This is a genomic window from Halalkalirubrum salinum, from assembly GCF_005543295.1.
Taxonomy (GTDB): domain Archaea; phylum Halobacteriota; class Halobacteria; order Halobacteriales; family Haloferacaceae; genus Halalkalirubrum; species Halalkalirubrum salinum.
The window spans coordinates 88,417-111,533 of the sequence record NZ_SRSG01000024.1 but is presented as its reverse complement, the minus strand read 5'-3'; the positions used below and the strand labels follow the sequence as shown (position 1 = coordinate 111,533).

Sequence of the window (23,117 nt, the reverse complement as noted above, 5' to 3'; positions counted from 1 at the left end):
GTTCAAACCAGTTGTATTATCAGTCTCATATTGTATAATTTAACCTAATCTTCTTTTCATCAGCTTTGGACCTCAATTTCCCTGAATTAGGCCTGCAATCATTCACCAATATCTTATCTGATAACCGATGTAATTCTATTATTCATTTGAAAAACAACATTTTGACTGACAAACGGTGTTGATGTCTACTGTGCGATTTTCATAATAGAGAATTAACGACCTTCAGTGAACCAGTAAAAAACTTGTCAAAACTATAGATTTATATTAGTCCATGAATATATTCAAATCGAGAATGAGTGTGGCTAGTCTTGATGGGGACTCCTCTCAAAGAGTCGATCGTATTGCTGACGATGAGCTCTTTGACGTCCTTGCTAACCGGCGGCGGCGGTATACCCTTCACGCCCTTAAGCAACTCGATGGGCCAACTGAACTCGGTCCGCTAGCCGAGCAGATTGCCGCATGGGAGAATGATGTCTCTGTTCGAGAGATTACAGGCGCTCAGCGCAAGCGTGTGTACACTGCACTACAGCAGTCACACCTCCCGAAGATGGACGATGCTGGAATCGTGGAGTTCGACAAGAATCGCGGTGTGGTGGACCCCGAACCGATCGTCGACGATATCGACATTTATATTGACGTCGTTCGGGGCAACGAGATCCCCTGGAGCGTGTACTACCTTGGATTGGCCGGCGTCTTTACCGCGTTAACCCTCGCGGTGTGGGTCGAAGCCTGGCCATTTTCATTGATTCCCATGATTAGTTGGATGGCGTTCATGACTGTTGCGCTCGCAACGTCTGCGGGTGCGCACGTGTACCACGCAAAGGCAAACCAGCTCGGCCGGCAAGACGAGCCAGCCGAGGCACGACGGATTCGTGAGGCCAAGACCGCACGGAGTGATAGCGAGCCAGCGGCCGGGACCGACGCGATCGGTGCCGAGATGGATGCAACTGATAGCGATGATGGCGAGCCAATTCTCGCCGAGAAGTGATACCTATGGGACGAAAACGACGACGCGATCGGACGACCGCAAACCGACCAATGAGCCGTCGCGCCCTTTTGAGCACGGCAGGAATGGTCGGGTTTGGCAGTGTCGCTGCAATGACCGGGACCGGCGCGTTTTCGTCCGCGAGGGCCGATCGAGGACTGGAAGTGAGTGTTGCCGATGATGCGAATGCGTATATAAAAATCGAAGCGCCTGATACCTCGAAAGCGAATGTTGGCGAGAAAGTCGATCTGCTTGAGATCACAAATCATTGGAAAGCGGAACTTGAGATAGATCGCGTAGAATTTGTCGGAGAACAATCGACTCTAGAAGACATAAGCGCCGAAAATACACCGCTTTCTGAGATTGATGATCGAACTGCGATTTGTGCGAAGTGTGCAGAAGTTGGCAACGCAGAAGGAGAGCTCGAATTTATCGTTTCTACAAATAACGCAACAGCTTCGATTGTCAGGCCTTTTTCAGTGACTTGTCATCCAGTTATTGATCCAGTTATTGATTTCCGCGGAAACCCCAACGATCAATCGGCGCAAGTTTTCCTCTGTGCCGACAGTGATCGGGAGATTGAGGTAATCGTACGTGGGGAGTCAGACGCGAGCGATAACAGCGAGGATGACGAGAAGACTGTTAACGTTACTCCGTCTGATGGGGTGAATCTCAACAAAGAAGCTGGAGTTAATATTATAACAGAAATAGAAATAAACAACGAAATATACACAGAGTCAACTGGCGAATGTAAGGGGGCTAGCGGCAACAAATCATCCAATAATTGACGTATTCCGCTCAATTACCAGTCGATTTTTGCTCGTTGCTATTTTACGTTGGTATACAGGTATGAGTGACAGTTACACGATCGACCACCGCCTCTCAGCAGCAGACACAAACATTCACAGCGCGTGGGACAACAGCCTCGAACCAGCGCTCACGATCGACCCCGGAGAGGTCGTCCGGTTCGACTGTCGAGACGCCCTCGACGGCCAACTCGACATTGACTCGACCGCTGAGGACCTCGCAAATGCAAGCTTCGACCCTGTTCACCCGCTAACTGGCCCAGTCTATGTCGAGGGGGTCGAACCCGGTGACGTACTTGAAATCGAATTACTCGACTTCCAACACAAAGGCTGGGGATACACCGGGTTCATGCCCGGCGAGATGGGACTGGGACTGCTCCCGGAGGATTTCGAGGAGGCCGGCCTGCACATCTGGGATCTCGACGGCGACGTCGGACAGTTCGTCGACGGGATCGAGATCCCGCTGGACCCGTTCCCGGGGACGATCGGCGTCGCCCCTGCCGCCGAGGGCGCACACGACACCCTTCCGCCGCGGGATGTTGGCGGTAACATGGACGTCAAACACATGACCGAGGGATCGACAGTCTACCTCCCAGTCGAGGTCGAGGGCGGCCTGTTTTCGACTGGCGACTGCCACGCTGCACAGGGTGACGGCGAGGTCTGTGTGACGGGTATCGAGTGTCCGATGTTCGTGACCGCTCGGATCGACGTCCGCAAAGACATGGACATCCACCAGCCACAACTGGAGACCACGGGGCCGTTCACCCCCACTGGTCAGGACGAGCCGATGTACGGTACCACTGGCATCTCCGACGATCTGATGGATGCAACAAAAAAGGCCGTCAGGCACATGATCGATCATCTGGAAGCCGAACGGGGGTTGACCCGTGGGGAGGCGTACATCCTCTGCTCTGCGATCGTCGATCTCAAAGTGAGCGAGGTCGTTGACGCCCCGAACTGGATCGTCACCGCCTATCTTCCTGAGAGCATCTTCCCGGAGGAAACGTAGTTGCGACCGAACTGAACGCGACACCAACCGTCACACCGCGGCGTCGGGCGAGACGCCTTTGCTGACCCAAAACAGCGACCCGACGAGCAACAGCACGGCGATCGGCAGCAACCACTGAAATAGCGCCATGAGCCCAGCAGTTGCCTGAATACCGACGATCAACAGCAACACGGGGCCACAACAGACCGTCCCAGACAACAGCGCAGGCAGGCTGGCCAACAGCCCAGCTGAAGAGGATCGCCCGCGATCGATCCCACACGCCTTCGGCGCCCGCCAGGAGACGTACGCGATTGCGAGGTTCGCCGCAACGAGGGCGGCCAATCCGAGGCCGATCGCCGCAGTCACTGGCGCGAAGAGATAATCAACCGCGTAGAGCTGGAAAAACGCGATCGGCTCGTACTGAAACGGTCCTGTCGACCGAAATGCCAACGCGAGTGGATCGTCGACGACGTTGATCCCAACCGTGCCGGGATCGATCGCCCGAGCGAGGTTCTGGACCGCGGCCTCGTAGACGAGAAAGTAGCCGATGAGCCCCACAACGAAGGCAATGCGGCCGTCCCGACGTCTGAGTGTCCCGCGGAGGGCGATCGAGAGGCGCGAGAGGTGTGTGCGGACGACGTCAGGCTCTTCAGTTGTTTCAGTTGACATATGTAGCGTCTGGGTAGTAGCCGTACCACGCGAAGAACATCGCGTCGTAGGCGATCGTTCGATCGAGCGGAAGCGATTCTGGCTGTACCGTTTCGCCGTCAACGAGGTAGCCGTCGCCGTCAGGTTCGATCGTCGCGCCGTCTGGATCGTGGTACACGTAGCCCGTCTGCAAGCCGGGGTCGGCGACCGCAACGTAGCGCTCGTTCCCGATTGTTCCCGAGAGAATTCGCTCCTCGAGCAGCCGTTCTTTGTCGACGGCGATCGCCCCTGTGGGTGTCCGAGCCCCGATCACGACAGACTTTGGATGGGCCGCATCGGACTCAGCCAGTGGTTCGAACATCGTTCGGTCTGTCTCATAATACCCAGATTGGGGCGTATACCCACCGTAGGGATCGTCGCCATATCGCCGCTGGTAGCCCGTGTCGTTGGTAATGATCTCACTGTCGGGGTAGCGATCACGCCAACGGCCGACTGTCGTCCACACGAGCCGAAACTCCGAGAGCTGTTTGCCGAGCAGGGGTCCCTCAATTCCCTGTGCGAGCATCTGCGGCCACAGCGTTCCGGTGCCGCGGTCGAACATGAGGAGGTTGCTATTGATGAGTTGCCCGGAGACACCGAAGGTGGTCTCACCCCGATCGAACCCCTGTGCGGTCCCGGTGAGCGGGCAGTACGTCACTGTGATCGGATCGCCGGCGATCTCATCGTTAACGATCTCGTGCCAGACGAGCACCTGCTGGGAGTACGCCTTCGCTTCCCCGTCGCGGACGACCCCAAAAACTGGTTTGTCGGCCCCGAGATTGGAGTCCGCGATCGGCTCAAACTGTGGGTTATCCACCGCTGGTATTCCGTCGACGCCCGGGCCACCGCTCAAGGCGGCCTCCCTGAGATCGTCGACTGCGTGTGCCATGTGGAGGGCCTCACCGGTCACGATGGGCGCATCGCCGTTTGGATCCTTCGTGATCCCATTAATATCCAACTCAGTGGTATCCGACGGTGGCCCAGACTCGGGCTCGTCCGCCTGCGCAGAATTGTCGGCACCGGACGCGTTGTCTGGCCGTACAGCCTCCTCAGCGCGTCCGAGACAGCCGGCCAACGAGAGTGCACCGATCGCCGCGAGCGCGCGTCTTCGATCGATAGGTTGTGAACTGTTCATACCTAATTATTATCCGCAGCGGTATAAACGGTATCACGGTCGTGCGTACCGACCGCACATGATACGGTGCCGTCACAGGACCCTTCGAAAGCTGGGCCTCAAACCCGATCAGGAGGTCCGGTTGTCAGCGCCCTCGGCCAACCGATCGGCGATCGCTTGGCCAACCGTCCGTGGATCCGCCTCAACGATTTCCACCCGACCGCCAACCGCGATCGGTCCGGGCTCAATCACGTCGGCACAGATGCCGCCACGCCCCTCACTGAGCGCCCGGGCAACGCCATCCTCGTTTGCAACCGACTCGACGTGTGCACACGGCGGCCGTGGCCGTGTCCCACGAAAGACTGCGTCGCCGATCCGGAACGTCGTCTCTAAAAGCTCCTTGAGGTCGACTTCCGAGACGACGATGTTCCGACGGTGGCGGCCGTCCGAGAGGTCGATATCATACCGCGTGCGGACCGTTTCAATCGCCCCCTGTGAAATGAACGTCACCTCACAGATGTCGAACGGGCTGTAGTGTCCGGTACCGCGCTGGTACCGATCGCCCGCCAGGCCGCCCTCGACGACGCCGATCGATTCGTGGCGGTTCATCGGTTCGCTCGCAGCTTCGGCGGTGAATATCGCCTTGACGCGTGTCATGTAGTTGCGTATGAGCTACAGACGAATTAACGTGCGTCAGAAGCACAAAATGGAAGATCTCAGGCGCTAGCGATCGATCGAACGACGAGGTAGTAGCGGTGGCCAAGGTACGCAATCGAAATCGGGGCAAACACGAGCGAAGCGATCGCGTAGAGCCAGATCGATCGGCCGATCTCAATTTCGTCCACTGCCAGCGCGCGGCTGTCTTGTAACAGCGCCGCAGCGACGAGCGGCGCACAGATCAGGGTGTAGCCGATCCGAACCGTCGCCCAGAGGAACGTTCCTTCGACGAGCAAGGTCCTGTCGAGTGCGACGAGGAGTATCCACCCACAGAGCGCTATGGCGAGTATCGAGAGCCACGGGCCATCCTCGTCGGGTTCGGGTCGATCGTCTGGATGGAGCACTGGATCGCGATCGAACACGTCGTACCCTACGGTGTGGGCGGTAAAAAGTTCGCTGACGAGAACGCAGCGATAGCTCTCTCTGCTGTTCGGTGAGTACTTGTACGACCGCCCGGCAATCGTCACTATGACCAGAGTAACAGTTTGGAACGAGTATCGACACGAACGCGAGAGCGACGTGGTCGCGGACGTCTACCCCGATGGCATTCATGCGGTCCTCGCAGACGTCTTCGAGGAAGCCGGCTTCGAGGTCGAAACTGCGACACTCGATGAGCCAGAACACGGGCTGAGCGAGGACGTGCTCGATCGTACGGACGTCCTCACGTGGTGGGGCCACGCGGCCCACGGTGAGGTCGACGACCGGATCGTCGATCGCGTCCAAGAACGTGTTCTTGACGGCATGGGCCTGTTGGTCTTGCACTCAGCGCACTACTCGAAGATCTTCAAACGACTCATGGGAACGACGTGTTCGTTGAAATGGCGCGAAGCCGCAGAAACCGAGCGGCTGTGGGTCGTCGAACCGGGTCACCCGATCGCCGATGGGGTCGACGAGTACATCGAACTCGACGAAGCCGAAATGTACGGCGAGCGCTTCGACATTCCCGCGCCGGAGACGCTCGTTTTCACATCGTGGTTCGAGGGTGGGGAAGTATTCCGGTCGGGCTGTTGCTATCGCCGCGGCAACGGGCGCGTGTTCTACTTCCGACCAGGTCACGAGACGTATCCCGTCTACCATGACGAGGCGGTTCAGCAGGTGCTCGTCAACGGTGTTCGATGGGCCGCAGCAGACGACGGCCCGACGCCAACGTTTGGGAACGCCGACCCGATCGAGCCGATCGACATGAGTGACGATCGGACTGTCCACTGAGTGACGTAGACGACGAGTAGACGGACTCCCCGAGCGGGTCTGAACGATCGGTAGGTGCGTTCACCGCGAGGTCTTTGTCGATCGATCACGTACCAGTGATATGCCTGATGAGGTGGACGCGAGTCAGTCGGCCGGATTGGGATTGATGGTCGTGCTGTTCGGGGTTGCAATTTTCATCTTCTTGCTTGGAATTGCGGTCATTTGGATGCTGAGCACGGGAATGTAATTGTGACGAGACGACCGCGGAGATCAATGGTGACGCCAAGCGTCACCAATTAACCGATCGAGACCCTCGGTTTGCGTATGTGTGGCCGTTACTCACTTTTTACACCCGAATCAGCACTCGTCGATCGATTCGGCGCAACTCCAGAAACGCCGCTGTCGGCGCGCTATAACTGTGCCCCCGGCCAGTCGCTACCCGTGATCAAAAACGAGGATCCCGAGATGATGCACCGTCTCACGTGGGGACTCACACCGAGTTGGGCTGACGAGTCTTTCGATCTAATCAACGCCCGGGCAGAGTCGATCCGCCAAAAACGAAGCTTCTCTGATGCCTACGAGTCTCGGCGATGTCTGGTCCTCGCAGACGGATTCTACGAGTGGGTCGATCGCGACGGGAGCAAACAGCCCTACCGGGTCGCCTTCGAGGACGATCGGCCCTTCGCGATGGCCGGCATTTATGAGCGGTGGCGACCACCGACCACCCAGACTGGGCTCGGCGATTTTACTGACGGAAGCGCAGAGACCGACGACGTGGTCGAATCGTTTGCCATTGTGACGACTGAACCGAACGACCTCATCGTGGACCTCCACCACCGGATGGCGGTTATCCTCGATCCGGATGAAGAAGACGAGTGGCTCCACGCAGACCCTAACGCTGCGGCGTCGATTCTTGACCCATATCCCGACGACGAACTCCGCGCGTACCCAGTTTCGACTCGCGTCAACAGTCCGGCCAACGATGATCCGACCCTGATTGACCCAGTTTGCGAATGACTCTCACGATCTCTTGATTTTATTGGAAAAAAGCGGTATTTTGAAGCCATATGAGGCGAATATCTGACTATGCCCCAGCTACAAGCCCGCGGTCGGGATCTGCTCACCTGTCGAAATTGCGGCGCAACGTTCCCTGAAGGACAGGCGACCCGCGACGGATGGCACTACGAGTGTCCCAAAGATGGCTGTACCGCCAGCGGGATCGGCGAGGGACTCCGACGCCTCGATTAACGCGGTCGACTGTTGGCACGTTGTCAACGACAACAACACATCTCCATCCTTTTTACTCTCCCACGCCGCAGGAATGAACAATGAGTACGTCCGAGCACGATTACGAGTCGCTCGGTTTGGTCGCGGGGCTCGAGATCCACCAGCAACTCGACACTGAGACCAAGCTGTTTTGCGATTCGCCGACAACGCTCCGTGAGCCAGACGAAGCCGAGCGAACGCTGCGGCGATTCCTTCACCCAACAAAGAGTGAGCTTGGAGAGCTCGATGAGGCTGCGCTCGAAGAGAGCCGGGTCGATCGCGAGTTCGAGTACCTGGCGTACGACACAACCTGTCTCGTCGAAGAAGACGACGAACCACCGACTGAGGTCGACGCCGAAGCCCTTGCGGTCGCAATGCAGATCGCCGCCCTGCTGGATATGCGCGTCGTTGATCAGGTCCACGTTATGCGAAAGCTCGTGATCGACGGCTCGAACACCTCGGGATTCCAGCGGACGATGCTGCTCGGCCAAGAGGGCGAGATCGAAACGAGCGACGGACCTGTCTCGATCGTCGACCTCATGCTCGAAGAAGAAAGCGCCCAGCGCGTCGAAGAGCGCGAAGACGGCGTGTTGTACAGCCTCGATCGTCTCGGCATCCCGCTGGTCGAGATTGGGACCGGCCCGGACATCCGAAGCCCACAACAGGCCAAGGAGGCTGCCCAGCGAATCGGGATGTTACTCCGATCGACCGGCAAAGTCAAACGCGGGCTCGGTACCATCCGCCAAGACGTGAACGTCTCTATCGCGGAGGGCGCGCGCGTCGAGATCAAAGGCGTGCAGGATCTCGCGACGATCGACGAACTCGTCGAATACGAAGTCGGTCGGCAGGCAGAATTAGTCGAAATCGCCGAAGAACTCCGCGATCGCGACGCGTCAGTCGGCGAGACGACCGATGTGACCGCCGTGTTCGAGGAAACTGACTCCGGCGTGATCGGCGGTGCGCTCGCTTCGGGCGGACGGGTGACGGCGGTTCCACTTTACGGTTTCGACGGCCTCGTCGGCCGGGAACTCCAGCCCGATCGCCGTCTCGGAACCGAACTCTCCGATCACGCAAAGCGCCACGGCGCGGGTGGAATCTTCCACACCGACGAGCTACCGGCCTACGGGGTGACCGACGAGGAGGTAGCTGCACTGCGCGATACGGTTGATGCAGGTGAGAACGACGCGGTTGCGATCGTCGCCGCTGCTCCCGAGACAGCCGAACTGGCGATCGACGCGGTCGCCGGCCGGGCCGAGACGGCGATCGAGGGCGTCCCGGAAGAAACTCGCGGCGCGAACGAGGACGGGACGACCCGGTACCTCCGGCCGCTGCCGGGCGCAGCGCGAATGTATCCCGAAACCGACGTCCCGCCTGTCGAGCCGGATCCAAGCGAGGTCGAGACGCCGGAGCTTTTGACCGAGAAGGTCGATCGCTACGAGGCGGAACTAGGCCTTGACGCCGGGCTGGCCGAGCAGGTCGCCTACGGCCGTCGGATGCCGCTGTTTGAGGAGGCGATCGCTGCCGGAATCGATCCCACGCTGGCGGCAACGACGCTCGAAAGCACGCTCACGGAGCTGCGCCGCGATGATATCCCTGTCGAGAATCTGTCTGAGGAGCAGCTCCTGTCTGTGTTGTTCCTCGTCGACGGTGGCGACCTCGCCCGGGAAGGACTCACCGAGGTACTCTCCGAACTTGCCGAGAATCCGTCGTTGAGCGCTGAGGAGGCGATCGAGGCAGCAGGACTGGGTGGCGTCGACGAAAGCGAGGTTCGAGAAATTATCGCCGGCGTGGTCGAACGCAATGCCGATCAGGTCGCCGAGGAGGGAATGGCCGCCTTCTCGGGGCTCATGGGCGAGTGTATGGCCGAACTTCGCGGAAAGGCCGACGGCGAGACGGTGAGTTCGATTCTCCGCGAGGAGATCGGCAAGCGATCGTGAGCGATTGTCACCGAGCGTGAGTGCACGGTAAACGAACCCAGGGGCTTTTTTTGCGAGGGATCGATCGGATCAGTATGGTTCGATATTTTTCTGATCTCACTGAGGGTGAGACAGCGTCCTACGGCCACTACGACGTGACCGAATCCGAGATACGATCCTTTGCCGAACGGTACGACCCGCAGTGGTTTCACACCGATCGAGAGCGCGCAACCGAGGAGTCCATATATGGCGGCCTCATCGCGAGCGGCTGGCATACCGCCGCAATGACCATGCGACTGCTCGTCGAGGGTGTCCTCGACGAGATCGCGTCGGTCGGTGCAAAGGGCGTCGACGAACTCCGGTGGCGACGTCCCGTCAGGCCGGGTGACACGCTGTCGATTCGAAACGAGATCCAAATGAAAACCGTCGAAACCGATACACGCGGACTTGTCCGATCAAAAACAGAGACGATCAATCAAGACAACGAGGTCGTCTTCTCAATGGTCGGACTCGTCATGGTCGCACGGCGGACGGGCGACAGTCCTGCTGACGGAGGCGGAGACGAAACCGCCCAATAGCGCCGTGGTGACGGCTCACACACCCCCGTCGGTTTGAAAGCGCTTTTATGGGGTCACGCCGAACGTCGGTGTACAGCCTGTTCGGGGTTGATGATGCTTCGCGTCACAAGGGACCGAACCATTGGCGCGAACGTGCGAGCCCACGAACGGGAGTAGGTGAACAACCATGCCAGTTTACGTAGATTACGACATCCCAGCCGACCTCGCAGAGCGAGCCCTCGAGGCCCTCGAGGTCGCTCGAGACACAGGTAGTGTAAAGAAAGGAACCAACGAGACGACGAAAGCCGTCGAGCGCGGCAACGCGCAGCTCGTCTTCGTCGCCGAAGACGTCTCACCCGAAGAGATCGTGATGCACCTTCCAGAAATTTCCGAAGAGAAGGGCATCCCAGTTGTCTTCGTCGAGACCCAAGACGATGTCGGCCACGCCGCCGGCCTCGAGGTCGGCAGTGCGGCTGCGGCGATCGTCGACGCCGGCGAGGCCTCCTCGGACGTCGAGGACATCGCCGCGAAGGTCGAGGAACTCCGGTAACCACCTATGAGCGCCGAGGACAACAACGGCGATTCGACGGCCGCAGAGGTCATCGAGATCGTCGGCAAGACCGGGATGCACGGCGAGGCCATGCAGGTCAAATGCCGCATCCGCGAGGGCTCAAACCAGGGCCGGATCATCACACGAAACGTGCTTGGGCCTGTCCGAGAGGGAGACGTGCTCCAGCTCAGAGAGACCCAACGAGACGCCGATTCGATCGGAGGCCGATAATCCATGGTCAACACGCGAACCTGCGATTACACGGGCGAAGAGATCGAGCCCGGTACGGGCACGATGTACGTCAGAACGGACGGAACAATCCTGCACTTCAAAGACTCGAAAGCCGAAAAGAACTACCTACTCGGCCGTGAGGCGCGAGATCTTGAGTGGACCGAGGCGGGCCGCCGCCAGCGCGGAAAGGGTGAGGACGAATGAGCCACCACGACGAGCGAACCTTCGTGATGGTCAAACCCGACGGCGTTCAGCGCGGCCTCATCGGCGACATCGTCTCTCGCTTCGAGGACCGTGGCCTGAAGCTCGTCGGTGCGAAGTTCATGCAGATCGACGAGGATCTCGCCCACGAACACTACGGCGAGCACAAGGACAAGCCGTTCTTCGACGGCCTCGTCGAGTTCATCACCTCCGGACCCGTCTTCGCGATGGTCTGGGAGGGTGCGGACGCGACGCGGCAGGTCCGCAAGATGATGGGCGAGACCGATCCCGCCGACTCTGCGCCGGGGACGATCCGCGGCGACTTCGGCCTCGATCTGGGCCACAACGTCATCCACGGCTCCGATCACGAGGATGAGGGCGCAAACGAGCGCGAGATCGAGCTCTTCTTCGACGAGGAGGAGCTCATCGACTACGATCACACGGCCGCGACGTGGATCTACGAAGAAGAAGACCACTAACCGGACGCGATCGCCATCGGACCACCCCCAGATGACCACTCGCGGGGTGTTTCCCCGCGTTTATTCTGTCGTCATTTATTGTACTCCCAACCGAGCGTCTGCTATGGATCGTGAGTCGACACGGCGGGCACTGCTTGCGTCGATCGTCGGTGGCGTCGCCGCTGGCGGGGTGCTCTCTCCGGTACGGACGTACCTCGAGGGATTCGCGCCGTTATCAGGCGGAGTGTGGGACGGCGCGCGGCCCGATCGAACAACGCGTTCGAGTCCCTACGGGGAGGCGATTGTCAGACAGGACGAGTACGGCGTCCCGCACGTCGAGGCCGAAACTGAGGACGCGGCGTACTACGCGATCGGGTACCTCCAGGCGGCCGATCGACTCTTTCAGCTTGATCTGCAGCGCCGGCAGATGCGCGGGCAGCTCTCAGCGGTCGTCGGTGCGGCCACGCTCGACTCTGATGAGTTTCATATCAGGATGGCTTTCGACGACGCGGCCGAGGCCACGTGGGAACGGGTGCAGGGAACGCCGGCCGGCGATCGAATCGAAGCGTACGCAGACGGCGTGAACGCCCGAATTTCGGCGGGAACGCTCCCACTGGAGTTCGATCTCCTTGGATTTGAACCGGATCCGTGGACGCCTGCTGACACGCTATTGACCGAAAAACAGATCTCGTGGACGCTGACAGGGTCATTTCGGACACTACGAAAGAACGCGATCGCCGACGAACTCGGTGCAGACGCGACCGACGAACTGTATCCAGATCGCTACGATCATGACAGCCCGATCCTGCGTGAGGGAACTGACGGGCCGGCGGGTGATCGTGCCGCAATCAAACAGTCCTCAGAGCAGGGTCGTCCAGGCGATGCTACCCGATCGATCGACCCGGGGTTCGTCGATCATCTCTCACAGTTCGAGTCTCCTCCGGGAATCGGCTCGAATAGCTGGATCGTCTCTGGAGAACACACAGATAGCGGCGAGCCGATCCTTGCGAACGATCCGCATCTCTTGTTGCAGGCACCCGCGATCTGGTACGAACAGCGCGTCGAGACACCGGCTGCTGACGTGCGGGGAGTGACGTTCCCCGGCGTTCCGTTCGTGATTATTGGCAGGAGCGATCGTGCCTCATGGGGGTTTACAAACGCCGGTGCGGACGTGATCGACTTCTATACGTACGAGACTGACGAATCAGGCGATCGGTACCGATATGAGGGCGAATGGCATGAGTACGAAACCGAGGAACGTCAGATTCGAGTCACAGGCGATGAGGACCGGACGATCGTCCGTCGGCGGACGGTCCACGGGCCTATCATCCAACGACACGGCAGCGAAGTGGCGGTCGCGTGGACGGGACACGGCGGCACCCGAACGACAGAAGCGATCTATCAGTATCCACGGACGGCGGATTTCGACGAATTTCTCGAGGCAACCCAACTGTTTGACCTCCCAACGCAGTGTCTTGTCTACGCAGACGACGACGGCCGGATCGCACACTACGTCACCGGTCAAGTCCCCATCCGTCGAACAGACGGCCAGGCTGTCCCGGGCAATCAGGTCTTCGACGGCTCCGCCGGTGAGGGCGAGTGGGCCGGATTCGAACCGTTCGGCGAGCCCGAGTGGGACGGCGACGGCTTTATTTCGTTCGAGGAAATGCCCCACGCAATCGACCCAGACGCCCTCGGAACCGCGAACCAGCGAATCATCGACGACGATCGCTACCCGTATTACTTTGCGGAGTCGTACGGAGCGCCGTATCGTGGCCAACGGCTGTACGATCTCCTCGACGATCGCCTCGCATCCACAGAACCCGTTACGCCAGAGTTCGTCCGTAAGATGCAGCGCGATACCCTCGACGGGCGGGCCGAACAGTTCGTTCCGTTGTTTGCCGCGGCGGTTCGTGAGGAGTCGTCTAATCGTACGCTTGCAGATGCGATCGCCACGCTCGAATCGTGGGACGGCGGCATGGATCGAGAGAGCGAGGCAGCACTCATCTTTGTGCATGCGCTTCAAACGTATCGCGAGTTGGTGTTCGACGATCTGCTCGATGAGATTGGCTTTGCCGGCCAGTATCCAAGTGACTGGGTCCTCGCGGATCTCGACCCGGAGAGCCGATGGTTCGGTGATCGCGATCGGGATGCGCTGCTCCGGGAAGCGCTCACGAGCGCGCTCGAAGAAATCGACGACGCCGGGTTCGACGTGTACGGCGACGAGAACACTACGGGTGCGATTACCCATCCGTTCGGACTCGAGTTTCTGAACTTTCCATCGTATCCGACCGACGGCTCCCCGACGACACTCAGGAACTACCGAGTCAACGGCGTCGCGGGAAGCAGTTGGCGGATGCTCTGGTCACCTGACGGCACGAGCGAGGCGATTCTGCCCGGTGGAAACTCTGGGCGGTACTTTTCGCCGAACTACGTCGATCAGCTCCGCCTGTGGGCTGACGGAGAGTACAAGCCGCTGTCGCTGTCGCATCCAGATACGGTTCGCTACGAGTTCGGAGGGAGCCAATGAGCCTGAGGAAATCGGACCGGCTTGATCGAGCAATCGCTGCCGGACTCCTCATTGTCGCCGGATTGGGGATGGCCGCAGCCCACTGGCTCGGCGTACTCGTCGGGGCAGCGCTGCTTTCGCAGTTGGCCCGAAGCGTCCGCGGTGGAATCGCATATGGTGCGACGTTTGGCCTGCTCACAGTCGGCGTATTTTTCATAGAGATTGTCGCGTACGGACAGCTCGATCGAACGATCGCAATGGGTGAATTAGCCGTCTTGCCGATCGCAATCGGGGTTGGACTTGGGATTGTCGGGGGGCTCACGCGCGGGCTTCGGTGATCGATCGACCAACGATCGGTGCTCACCAGATCGGGCTCCCTGTTTTATATATCCGGGCTTCGAAAAGCATGGGCATGACGGGAATCACCTACGAGGACTTTCTCGACCTGTCGTACGACCCCGCAGAGACCGATCTCGTCTGTTGGTTCGCAATCGAACCAGCCGCTGACATGGCCATGGAGTCTGCAGCGAGTCGGGTCGCCTCCGAGAGTTCGAACGGCACATGGGCCGCGTTGACTGTCGGCGACGATTTTACCGACCTCGCGGCCACGGCCTTCTCGATCGACGACAACGAGATCGGCGTTGCCTATCCCGCAGGGCTCTTCGAGCCGGGGAATATGCCCCAGATCCTCTCGTGTATCGCAGGCAACATCATGGGGATGAAAGCCGTCGAGACAATTCGACTCCTCGACTGTGAGTGGCCAGAATCGATCGTCTCGACGTTCGAAGGCCCGACGTTCGGCACCGCGGTCCGCGAAGAGATATTTGATGCCGGCGATCGGCCGATCACCGCAACCGTCCCAAAGCCGAAAGTCGGACTCTCGACGAAACGACACGCCGAAGTCGGCTACGAGGCATGGACCGGCGGGATCGACCTGCTAAAAGACGACGAAAACCTCACCGATCAGGCGTTCAATCCCTTCGAGGACCGCTTGACCGAGAGCTTTGCCGCTCGCGATCGCGCCGAAGATGAGACCGGCGAGACGAAGTCGTATCTTATCAACGTCACCGCAGACACGAACACGATGCTCGAACGGGTCGACGCGATCGCCGAGCAGGGCGGCGAGTACGTGATGATCGACGTGATCACGACCGGCTGGGGAGCCGTCCAGACGGTGAGCGATCGCTGTCAGGAACTCGGGCTGGCGATTCACGCCCATCGCGCGATGCACGCCGCCTTCGATCGGCTCCCAAACCACGGCGTGTCGATGCGCGTCCTCGCACAAATCAGCCGGCTCTGTGGGGTCGATCAACTCCATACCGGCACCGCCGATTTGGGCAAACTCGCAAACGAGGACACTGTCGGCATCAACGAGTGGCTGTACTCGGATCTCTACGGACTCAACGATGTCCTGCCGATGGCCTCCGGCGGCCTGCATCCGGGATTGGTCCCGGAGCTGATCGATCGCATTGGCACCAACATCGGAATCCAGGCCGGCGGCGGCATCCACGGTCACCCAGATGGAACCCACGCCGGCGCAAAAGCACTCAGACAGGCCGTCGACGCGTCGGTTGGGGGTATTGGTCTGGAGACGTATGCCGAGGATCATCCAGAACTGGGGGTTGCGATCGACAAGTGGGGAACCGAAACGCCACGGTGAGGTCATTGCGATCTCAGCGTCTGGGTCCGGTAGAGACGTTTTTATCTAATTGATCCGTACGCTAGTGTATGCGCTGTACAACTATTCCCAGCGGGTTACCGGAAGGAGGACGGTCAACTCGTTACAGCGATGCCGATCGTGCCTGAGAACCAGACTGCGCACGACATCTTTGCTGGACCGTGGTCGGAACTGAACGTAACAACGTTGCTGGAAACACTGCCGATTGGCGTTGTGGTTCTTGACGCAGACGGTTCGATCGTCGACGCAAATCCTCGGGCGGAAACAGTACTCGGACTCACTCACTCCGAAATTACGACTCGAGTGTATGATGATCCAACCTGGAAAATCGTTGACGCCGACGGCGACCCAATCGCTGCGACTGGGCTTCCGTTCGCCCGCGTCACTGCGACCGGCGAAGCGATTTTCGAGTGCGAACACGGGATACAGTGGCCAGACGGCTCCGAGCGGTGGCTATCTATCAACGCTGCACCGTTTCGCTCTGAGAACATCGATGGCGTGGTGGCGATTATTACGGATCTCACTGATCGGCAGGCACACGCCGAGGCGATCGAACGACAAAACGAACAGTTGGCCGCGTTCGCCTCGATCGTCAGCCACGACCTTCGGAACCCGCTTTCGGTCGCGAGCGGTCACCTCGAACTCCTCCGTGCGGAGAGTCAATCCGAGCGGATCGACCCGATCTCCCGCGCACTCGAACGGATGGATGCACTGATCAGTGATTTGCTTTCGCTGGCTCGAAGCGGCGCTGCGATCGGCGAACTTGAGGCCGTTGACCTCACAACACTCGTTACCACGTGTTGGTCTGTCGTCTCGACAGTCGATGCAACGCTTGAGATACAGACGACGCGATCGGTTCACGCGGATCGAACCAGACTCGAACAACTCGTTGAGAACCTCTTTCGGAATGCGATCGAACACGGCGGCAACGACGTATCGGTGATCGTTGAGGAACTCCCAGATGGATTTGCTATCTCCGACGATGGCCCCGGGATACCCGAACAGCAGCGTGAGACGCTGTTCGATCTACGGGACTCGATCGATGAGGATGATGTTCGATTTGGGCTTCGTATCGTCAAACAAATCGCTGATGCTCATAGATGGGACGTATCTGTGACCAACAGCGATCGCGGCGGTGCCCGGTTCGAACTTACTGGCGTCACGTTCGGTGCAACGCAGTAGTTGTGACAGATGCACCTAATCTGTGATCTGCCACAATCAGACTACTACTGGGAGGATTCGATCGGCGAAATCCCCGACAACGCCTCGATCGACGCTGGCGATAGCGGAACCCGTGCGGTCGATTCGGTTGCGGTGAGCGCGCCGCAGGCGTTGGCGACGATCAGTGCTCGCTCGTATTTATCGGGGCGATTGCGAATCATCTCGCCTGAGGACAGAACCGTCGCGAGAAACCCTGCGGCAAAGCCGTCACCCGAGCCAGTCGTGTCGACGACATCGACACTGAATCCCGAGTGTGAGACTTCGCCGCTCGAGGTCCGGACCACTGCGCCGTCTCCGCCGCGTTTGACGACCAGAACCGTCTCCGGCGTGTCGCGATCGGCGTGCGTTCTCCCAATGGCCGCGGCCTCATGACGGTTGAGGAATAGAATGTCGGTCGCATCGATTGCGGCTGAGAAGTCTCGATCGCCGACCCGCCGCCCCGGATCAAAGCTCACGGTGACGCCAGCCTCGTGAGCCAGTTCTGCGAGCGATTGGGCCGTCTCGGGGTGCTGGCTCGTGAGGTGGAGATGCTCAATCTGTTCGAACATCGACGGATCGATCGCGCTGGCGGAGAAGCCCTCGTTCGCGCCCTCGTTGGCCAATACCATGACCTGTCCCGTCTCATCGACAATGAGATATTTGACAGAGGTCTGTTGTTCGGGATCGATCAGCACACAGCCAGTCTCGACACCAGCGCGATCGAGCGCTCTCAGCGCCATTGCACCGGCCTCGTCGCCGCCAACGCTGCCATAGACAGCCGCAGGGGTCTGTAGGCTAACGAGTCCGACCGCGACGTTTGCGGCGCTGCCGCCGCCAGACTGTATCAACTGATCAATGTGAACTTCCCCGTCAGGATCCGGCAGTGACTGCACGTGCATCGTCACGTCCCAGTTGATGTGACCCGCACAGAGCACTCGCGGGTTCGATCGTGGCGTCTCGTTCATGGCTCCTCGCGGTGGCCATCTGAGGCAGTGTCCGAATCGTGGACTGTACGATCGCCATTGAGGCCAGGGTCGTCGTCTGCCCACGGCTCCGCAACGCCGTCACCGAACAGCTCACGCATAAGAACAACGATGCTCTCTGGCGGAAACTGGCCGCGTTCGGTGACAATCGCGTCGACGTACCGCGGCGGGGTCACATCAAATGCCGGATTCCGAACCTCGATGTCGCCGATCGACTGGCGAGTCTCTGTCTCAATCAGCTCTGTCTCCTCGCGCTGTTCAATCTCGACGGTGTGGCCGGTCATCGTTGCGGGATGTAGCTTCAGGGTTTGAGCGGCGACCATGATCGGCGTGCCGCGATCGCGCGCAGAGACAGCGAGTCCGCTCGTGCCGATTTTGTTGATAACACTGCCGTCGGCCGCAATGCTGTCTGCGCCCACGAGGACGTGATCAACGTCATTGAGGTATCGACGAGCCGCACTATCCACAATGAGCGTCACGTCGACACCGATCTCGACGAGTTCTCGGGCGGTGATGTGGCCCTGATTCCGCGGACGAGTCTCTTTGACGATCGCTGAAAGTGTCTTGCCCTGCTCGACGGCGGTCTGGATACAGGCGATCGCGTCCGTTGAGTGACAATGTGTCATTACTGTGTCGCCATCTCGCAGGCGGTTCGCACCGACTGCCCCGAGATCCGCCTGTGCCCGATCGAGCCGTGTAGTAAACGACTCAACGCTGTCGAGGACGCTCGATCGAAGCGTCTCAACGCGATTGCCCTCCATCCGCCGGAGGACGTATCGCAGCGCGTTCGGCAGGCTCACGGCTGTCGGTCTGGTCTCATAGAGGTGGCGAGCAGCCGTCCGCATGGCAGCTTCGAAGGCCGCAGGATCGGCTGCGTCGGTCCGTCGGGCCTGCTCGCCGAGCGCACGGGCAGCGGCTGCGGCGATCGTCGCAGCCCCACGAATCTCCATCGAAGAAATATCCGAGGCCGTCTCGCGGACGGGCTCACAGGGCGACACCGATGTCATACCCCGTCGATACTCCCTCAAACTACAAGCCCCTTGGGGTCGAGGCGGTGTCGGGGCAGTGTCTGTGCCGCCTCTTGGCTGTGATATAGATCTTAGTCCGCCAGTGGAACGGGCTCGTCCAGATCGATCTCACCGGCGTCGAGTTCGGCTTCGATCTCGCGGGCGGCAGTCACCATGTTCTGCATCTTTTCGTAGGCGACCTCCCGCGGCAGCAGCTTCACGCCACAGTCCGGCGAGACCGTCAATCGCTCTGGCGGAACAATGCGAAGCCCCTGTCGAATGTTCGCTTTGATTTCCTCGACAGATTCGACCTCGGCGGTGTGAACATCAACGACGCCCAGCGCGAGATCGGGAACGAACTCGGGATCGGCGAAGACGTCGATCTGTTCGTAGCCATCGTTGCACAGTTCGACATCGAACTCGTCGATCGGATAGTCGTTGATCTCGGGGTAGATCCGCGAGTAGTCGCCATAACAGACGTGCAGGCCGATGCGAACGTCCTCGTCGATGTTCTCAACAATCCGGTCGAGACACGCGCCGACGATCGCGTGGTCGTCGGGTGTTGTAGCGAGCGCGGGCTCGTCGATCTGGATGTACTTCGCGCCAGCCTCGACCAGCCGTTCGATCTCGATGTTGACCAGATCAGCCAGGTCGTATGCGAGTTCCTCCTCTGTGTCGTAGGCCTCGTTGAACGCCCAGTTCGCCAGGGTGTACGGCCCGGTAATTGGCACTTTCACGGGCTTTTCGGCGACGTTACTCGTGAACTCGAACTCGTCGACGAGCCACGGCTCGTCGTATGTGACAGGCTCGGTCACCGAGGGCTTGTCGAAGTAGTTGTGACCCCACACCTTGACCGGCCCGTTGAACTCGTAGCCGTCGATTCGCTCGGCGAAGAACTCGACCATCTCGTTGCGGCGCATCTCTCCGTCAACGACGGTGTCCAGTCCGGCGCGTTCGTGTTCCCGGGTGATCACCCGACACGCGTCGTCATGGGCCTCTTCGAGATGCTCGTGGGTGAACTTCGATTCCTCGTCGTCCGCAAGATCGTTGACCCGGTTGAGCCACTTCGGTTTCGGATAGCTCCCTACGACTGTGGTCAAAAGGAAGTGATCGGTCTCGTGATCCCGCGGACGGAACTGCTCGCGGTTGTCGGCGGGTCGGCTCATGCTGTCACCTCCTCGGTTTCAATATCGGCTGCCTCGGCGATCGCCGACAGCTTTGCCTCGTGTTTGTTCACCGGTAGATAGAACGGCTCGGTGTTCGTCGAGAGGTAGAGGCGATCGAACTCCTGGGTCGGCAGCTTTGCGTCGACCCACGTCACCCGCTCGTCCAGCGTTTCGGGGGATTCGACGAGCGTGTTCTGCCCGTCGGAGATCCCGAGCGCCGCGCTGTCTTTCGTGCCGTACTCGCTGATGTTGTACAACGTCTGATCGCGATCGCCGGCGACAATGTCGAACCCAAGCGCCGAAACGTCAGCGTCCATCAGGTGTGCGTACACCTTCTCTTCGAGCGCACCGAAATAGGTGTGGACGACGACGTCGGCGTCGGTTGCGGCGGCAACTGTATCGATCGCCTCGCTCGCCCGTGCGTCCTCTCCGTCAGCGGGCGGATTCTCGACGAGCGAGGGCTCTAACAAAAAGAGCGTCTCGTGTTCGGGGAACGCGTCAACTTCGCCGGCGAGAAAGTCGCCGATCGCGTCGAGAAACGCCGCGTCGTCGCCGTAGTGCTCGTCAGTCGCGAGATCGAAAAGCGAGTACGGTCCGGGGAGCGTCGCCTGCAGCCCGGCGTCGGCGTCACGATCCTCGAGAATCTCGGTCGCAGCCTCAAGTTCGGAGGCGACATCGCCAGAGAACGTCAATTCGTCGGTGACTTGTGGATCGCGGTAGAAATTATTGTTGTCGTAGTAGCGCACGATCCCGCCGGTCTCGACGTTTTCGTGCACTGCAAGCGGGTGCGCGAGCATGTCGTCCCACCGGAGCTGGCCCTCGACGATCCGATCGAGGCCGGCTGCGAGCTGTTCGTCAATTACGTCTGCACGGTACGTTTCATAGGAGGAGGCGATCTGTTCGGACTCGCTACCAGAGATCAGATCGCCTTTCTGGTGGCCCTTGAGGTCCGAAAGCTGCTGTTTTGCCGGATCGGGAAGGGGGAACAATCCCGGCGTTGTCGCGACTCGTTCTGTCATCGTATGCGCGTTAGCGATGACGGCCTTTAATATTTGCTAATGTAAAATATGTCCTGTGGTAATTAGCCGTATTCACTCACCGTTCGTCGTTGGTGGGCATCTCGGTGGGCGTCAGTTCGAGAACAAACAGCGTCTCGAAGGGATAAGACTCCTCACGGACGGGTTCAGTTTGCAGTCCGGCTTCGGCGGCGATCGAGACAACCTCCTCGTAGCCGGTGAAACTGCTGATGAGGAGATACCCCCGGCCGTTCGCCGCAAGGACGCGGCGGAGATTTGAGAGAAACGGGACGATGAGTCGCCGCCCGTCCGGTCCGCCTGACAGGGCGTGTTCCATCCAGTCGTCCCACTCCTCGTCGGGATCCGTCGGCAGGTATGGCGGATTAAAACAGACGACGTCGAACGATCGTCTGGCGAAGGGATCGAGCATGTTTGCCCGGACTGCCGTCACGCCCCGGTCACGCGCGGCTGTACACGCGAACGGATTGATGTCGCTCGCGTACACCGAGGCTTTGGTTTCGCGTTCCAGCCGTTCGGCGACCCATCCCGATCCAGTCCCGACTTCGAGCACGCGATCGCCGGACTCAACCACGTCGACAACAACGTCGGCCAATAGCGCCGAGTCTTCGGCTGGCTGGTAGACACGAGTCTCTTGGCCGCGACGATCGGCTAACCGTCGCTTGCTGTCGTTGGTCATTCGTCAGCTGCAGCGATCATTCATTTCCCCCATCCGTTGACACATCGGCACCAGCCGTCTGCTGTCGGCTGTCAGCCTCACGAGGGCTGCGCTCGTCGAGTCGGAAGCCGCCGGTTTCTGCTCTGGCCATGAGTTCGCGCTGCGGGAACGGGATCTTGATTTCCTCGGCCTCGAAGGCCGAGACGACGGCTTCGATCACCGCGGTCTGGGTCTTCCACCGCCGCCGAGCCGATGGATTGTCGATCCAAAAGCGAACGCCAAGCACGATCGCCGAATCGCCGACACGCTTGTGAACAACCTTTGGCTCAGGGCGATCGAGAACCTGATCGACGCGCTCGACCGCCTGCTGGGCGACTGCCGCGGCCGACTCGAGATCGCTTCCGTAGTCGACACCAACCTCGACTTCGATCCGGAGTCGCCCGTTTTCGGTTCGGTTCGTGACTGCCGTCCCGCTGACCGTGTCGTTTGGGATTACCACGAGTTCGCCGTCGAAGGTCCGGATTCGGGTATTCATGATCGTGATCTCCGTGACGCGACCCTCGTTTTCGCCAACGACGATCCAATCGCCGACGGTGAATGGTCGTGAGAACATGATGACGAACCCCGCGAGAACCGCGCCAAGCGTCTGTCGGGCCGCCATCCCAACGACAAGTCCCAGAAAGCCTGCCCCAACAAAAAGCCCTTCCACGTTGTCGGTGAACAGCCCCAGTACGACCAAAATCGCAACTGCGTAGATTCCAACCTGCGTCGATCGGTACAACACCTCTTTTTCGTGGTCACCGATCGCATCCTGGTCTGCAGCAAGTGTCTTGAGCACTTGTCCGATGAAGTCACTGAGGCCATAAGCCCCGCCGAGAATGATAATCGAGAGCATCACGTTCGGCAGCTGTGCACCCAGATCTAAGCTCTGATAGGCGTCGACGAGTGCGCCCGAAAGCCCCCAGATAGCAATAATTGCAAATGCTCCACTGGCAGTCAGGGCTGCGATCACCGTCGAGATTGCGAGGTTCGTCAGCGGAGCAATCTCGCCCGCTCGATGACGACGGAATCGCCCGAGCAGATGTGTCCCGACGATGATCACAAAGAGGACACCAAGCGTGACCGCGACCCGTTCGGGCGTCACCGTAATATCTCCGGGCGACGATTGACCGAGGAGACGAGACAGGATCGCGTCGACGCTCACAAAGTCAGCCATTG

27 protein-coding genes are annotated in these 23,117 nt (G+C 59.7%); 17 read left to right on the top strand and 10 right to left on the bottom strand.

Going from position 1 to position 23,117, the window contains the following annotated elements:
• Positions 1 to 292 precede the first annotated feature (292 nt).
• The 3 genes from E5K03_RS09830 to E5K03_RS09820 all read left to right on the top strand — a co-directional run bounded on the left by E5K03_RS09830 (position 293) and on the right by E5K03_RS09820 (position 2,800).
• Positions 293 to 988, top strand: a complete 696-nt coding sequence (locus E5K03_RS09830) for a DUF7344 domain-containing protein (RefSeq protein WP_321167627.1) — start codon at positions 293 to 295, stop codon at positions 986 to 988.
• Between the two features lie 50 nt (positions 989 to 1,038).
• Positions 1,039 to 1,773 (top strand): hypothetical protein, encoded by a 735-nt coding sequence (locus E5K03_RS09825; protein WP_138006675.1) that lies wholly within the window; start codon positions 1,039 to 1,041, stop codon positions 1,771 to 1,773.
• A 61-nt stretch (positions 1,774 to 1,834) separates the two neighbouring features.
• Complete coding sequence (locus E5K03_RS09820; RefSeq protein WP_138006674.1) at positions 1,835 to 2,800, top strand: acetamidase/formamidase family protein; 966 nt, start codon at positions 1,835 to 1,837, stop codon at positions 2,798 to 2,800.
• Between the two features lie 30 nt (positions 2,801 to 2,830).
• On the opposite strand, the gene E5K03_RS09815 is transcribed toward E5K03_RS09820, so the two are convergent.
• From E5K03_RS09815 to E5K03_RS09800, 4 genes are all read right to left on the bottom strand, one after another.
• Positions 2,831 to 3,448, bottom strand: coding sequence for a hypothetical protein (locus tag E5K03_RS09815; protein WP_138006673.1), 618 nt, complete (start codon positions 3,446 to 3,448; stop codon positions 2,831 to 2,833).
• A complete protein-coding gene (locus E5K03_RS09810) occupies positions 3,438 to 4,601 on the bottom strand; it encodes a DUF3179 domain-containing protein (RefSeq protein WP_138006672.1) in 1,164 nt (387 codons plus the stop codon). Before E5K03_RS09810 ends, E5K03_RS09815 begins: the two co-directional genes overlap by 11 nt.
• Positions 4,602 to 4,709: 108 nt before the next feature.
• Positions 4,710 to 5,237 carry an MOSC domain-containing protein gene (locus E5K03_RS09805; RefSeq protein WP_138006671.1) on the bottom strand — a complete coding sequence of 176 codons (528 nt, stop codon included), beginning with the start codon at positions 5,235 to 5,237 and terminating at the stop codon, positions 4,710 to 4,712.
• A 59-nt stretch (positions 5,238 to 5,296) separates the two neighbouring features.
• Positions 5,297 to 5,764 carry a hypothetical protein gene (locus E5K03_RS09800; protein WP_171006665.1) on the bottom strand — a complete coding sequence of 156 codons (468 nt, stop codon included), beginning with the start codon at positions 5,762 to 5,764 and terminating at the stop codon, positions 5,297 to 5,299.
• Position 5,765: 1 nt separating this feature from the next.
• Here E5K03_RS09800 and E5K03_RS09795 point away from each other — a divergent pair, with 1 nt between their 5' ends.
• The 14 genes from E5K03_RS09795 (at position 5,766) to E5K03_RS09740 (ending at position 17,033) form a co-directional block, all read left to right on the top strand.
• Positions 5,766 to 6,506: a ThuA domain-containing protein gene (locus tag E5K03_RS09795; RefSeq protein WP_138006669.1), complete on the top strand. Its 741-nt coding sequence runs from the start codon at positions 5,766 to 5,768 to the stop codon at positions 6,504 to 6,506.
• 100 nt (positions 6,507 to 6,606) lie between these two features.
• Positions 6,607 to 6,732 (top strand): hypothetical protein, encoded by a 126-nt coding sequence (locus tag E5K03_RS17715; RefSeq protein WP_265338726.1) that lies wholly within the window; start codon positions 6,607 to 6,609, stop codon positions 6,730 to 6,732.
• 77 nt (positions 6,733 to 6,809) lie between these two features.
• Positions 6,810 to 7,502 (top strand): SOS response-associated peptidase, encoded by a 693-nt coding sequence (locus E5K03_RS09790; protein WP_138006668.1) that lies wholly within the window; start codon positions 6,810 to 6,812, stop codon positions 7,500 to 7,502.
• A 69-nt stretch (positions 7,503 to 7,571) separates the two neighbouring features.
• Entirely contained in the window at positions 7,572 to 7,733 is a 162-nt protein-coding gene (locus tag E5K03_RS17220; RefSeq protein WP_171006664.1) for an HVO_2901 family zinc finger protein, read from the top strand.
• Positions 7,734 to 7,813: 80 nt separating this feature from the next.
• Positions 7,814 to 9,688 carry a Glu-tRNA(Gln) amidotransferase subunit GatE gene (gene gatE, locus E5K03_RS09785; RefSeq protein WP_138006667.1) on the top strand — a complete coding sequence of 625 codons (1,875 nt, stop codon included), beginning with the start codon at positions 7,814 to 7,816 and terminating at the stop codon, positions 9,686 to 9,688.
• A 74-nt stretch (positions 9,689 to 9,762) separates the two neighbouring features.
• Complete coding sequence (locus E5K03_RS09780; RefSeq protein WP_138006666.1) at positions 9,763 to 10,245, top strand: MaoC family dehydratase; 483 nt, start codon at positions 9,763 to 9,765, stop codon at positions 10,243 to 10,245.
• Between the two features lie 166 nt (positions 10,246 to 10,411).
• Complete coding sequence (gene rpl7ae / locus E5K03_RS09775) at positions 10,412 to 10,774, top strand: 50S ribosomal protein L7Ae (protein ID WP_138006665.1); 363 nt, start codon at positions 10,412 to 10,414, stop codon at positions 10,772 to 10,774.
• 6 nt (positions 10,775 to 10,780) lie between these two features.
• Entirely contained in the window at positions 10,781 to 11,005 is a 225-nt protein-coding gene (locus E5K03_RS09770; RefSeq protein WP_137198426.1) for a 30S ribosomal protein S28e, read from the top strand.
• Positions 11,006 to 11,008: 3 nt separating this feature from the next.
• Positions 11,009 to 11,209, top strand: coding sequence for a 50S ribosomal protein L24e (locus E5K03_RS09765; protein WP_138006664.1), 201 nt, complete (start codon positions 11,009 to 11,011; stop codon positions 11,207 to 11,209).
• Positions 11,206 to 11,685 carry a nucleoside-diphosphate kinase gene (ndk, locus tag E5K03_RS09760; protein WP_138006663.1) on the top strand — a complete coding sequence of 160 codons (480 nt, stop codon included), beginning with the start codon at positions 11,206 to 11,208 and terminating at the stop codon, positions 11,683 to 11,685. Before E5K03_RS09765 ends, ndk begins: the two co-directional genes overlap by 4 nt.
• 103 nt (positions 11,686 to 11,788) lie before the next feature.
• Entirely contained in the window at positions 11,789 to 14,194 is a 2,406-nt protein-coding gene (locus E5K03_RS09755; protein ID WP_138006662.1) for a penicillin acylase family protein, read from the top strand.
• A complete protein-coding gene (locus tag E5K03_RS09750) occupies positions 14,191 to 14,511 on the top strand; it encodes a hypothetical protein (RefSeq protein ID WP_138006661.1) in 321 nt (106 codons plus the stop codon). The genes E5K03_RS09755 and E5K03_RS09750 overlap by 4 nt, the downstream gene beginning before the upstream one ends.
• Before the next feature lie 74 nt (positions 14,512 to 14,585).
• Positions 14,586 to 15,833 carry a type III ribulose-bisphosphate carboxylase gene (rbcL, locus tag E5K03_RS09745; RefSeq protein WP_138006660.1) on the top strand — a complete coding sequence of 416 codons (1,248 nt, stop codon included), beginning with the start codon at positions 14,586 to 14,588 and terminating at the stop codon, positions 15,831 to 15,833.
• A 129-nt stretch (positions 15,834 to 15,962) separates the two neighbouring features.
• Entirely contained in the window at positions 15,963 to 17,033 is a 1,071-nt protein-coding gene (locus E5K03_RS09740) for an ATP-binding protein (RefSeq protein WP_138006659.1), read from the top strand.
• 44 nt (positions 17,034 to 17,077) lie between these two features.
• On the opposite strand, the gene E5K03_RS09735 is transcribed toward E5K03_RS09740, so the two are convergent.
• From E5K03_RS09735 to E5K03_RS09710, 6 genes are all read right to left on the bottom strand, one after another.
• Complete coding sequence (locus E5K03_RS09735) at positions 17,078 to 18,016, bottom strand: carbohydrate kinase family protein (protein ID WP_138006658.1); 939 nt, start codon at positions 18,014 to 18,016, stop codon at positions 17,078 to 17,080.
• Positions 18,013 to 19,041: a ribose 1,5-bisphosphate isomerase gene (locus E5K03_RS09730; RefSeq protein WP_138006657.1), complete on the bottom strand. Its 1,029-nt coding sequence runs from the start codon at positions 19,039 to 19,041 to the stop codon at positions 18,013 to 18,015. Before E5K03_RS09730 ends, E5K03_RS09735 begins: the two co-directional genes overlap by 4 nt.
• A 92-nt stretch (positions 19,042 to 19,133) precedes the next feature.
• A complete protein-coding gene (locus E5K03_RS09725; RefSeq protein ID WP_138006656.1) occupies positions 19,134 to 20,207 on the bottom strand; it encodes a methionine synthase in 1,074 nt (357 codons plus the stop codon).
• Positions 20,204 to 21,226: a 5-methyltetrahydropteroyltriglutamate--homocysteine methyltransferase gene (locus E5K03_RS09720; protein WP_138006655.1), complete on the bottom strand. Its 1,023-nt coding sequence runs from the start codon at positions 21,224 to 21,226 to the stop codon at positions 20,204 to 20,206. The genes E5K03_RS09725 and E5K03_RS09720 overlap by 4 nt, the downstream gene beginning before the upstream one ends.
• Before the next feature lie 76 nt (positions 21,227 to 21,302).
• Entirely contained in the window at positions 21,303 to 21,920 is a 618-nt protein-coding gene (locus tag E5K03_RS09715; RefSeq protein WP_138006654.1) for a HemK2/MTQ2 family protein methyltransferase, read from the bottom strand.
• 16 nt (positions 21,921 to 21,936) lie between these two features.
• The gene (locus tag E5K03_RS09710; RefSeq protein WP_171006662.1) at positions 21,937 to 23,115 is read right to left on the bottom strand and encodes a mechanosensitive ion channel family protein; all 1,179 of its coding nucleotides are present in this window, start codon (positions 23,113 to 23,115) and stop codon (positions 21,937 to 21,939) included.
• Between the last annotated feature and the right edge of the window lie 2 nt (positions 23,116 to 23,117).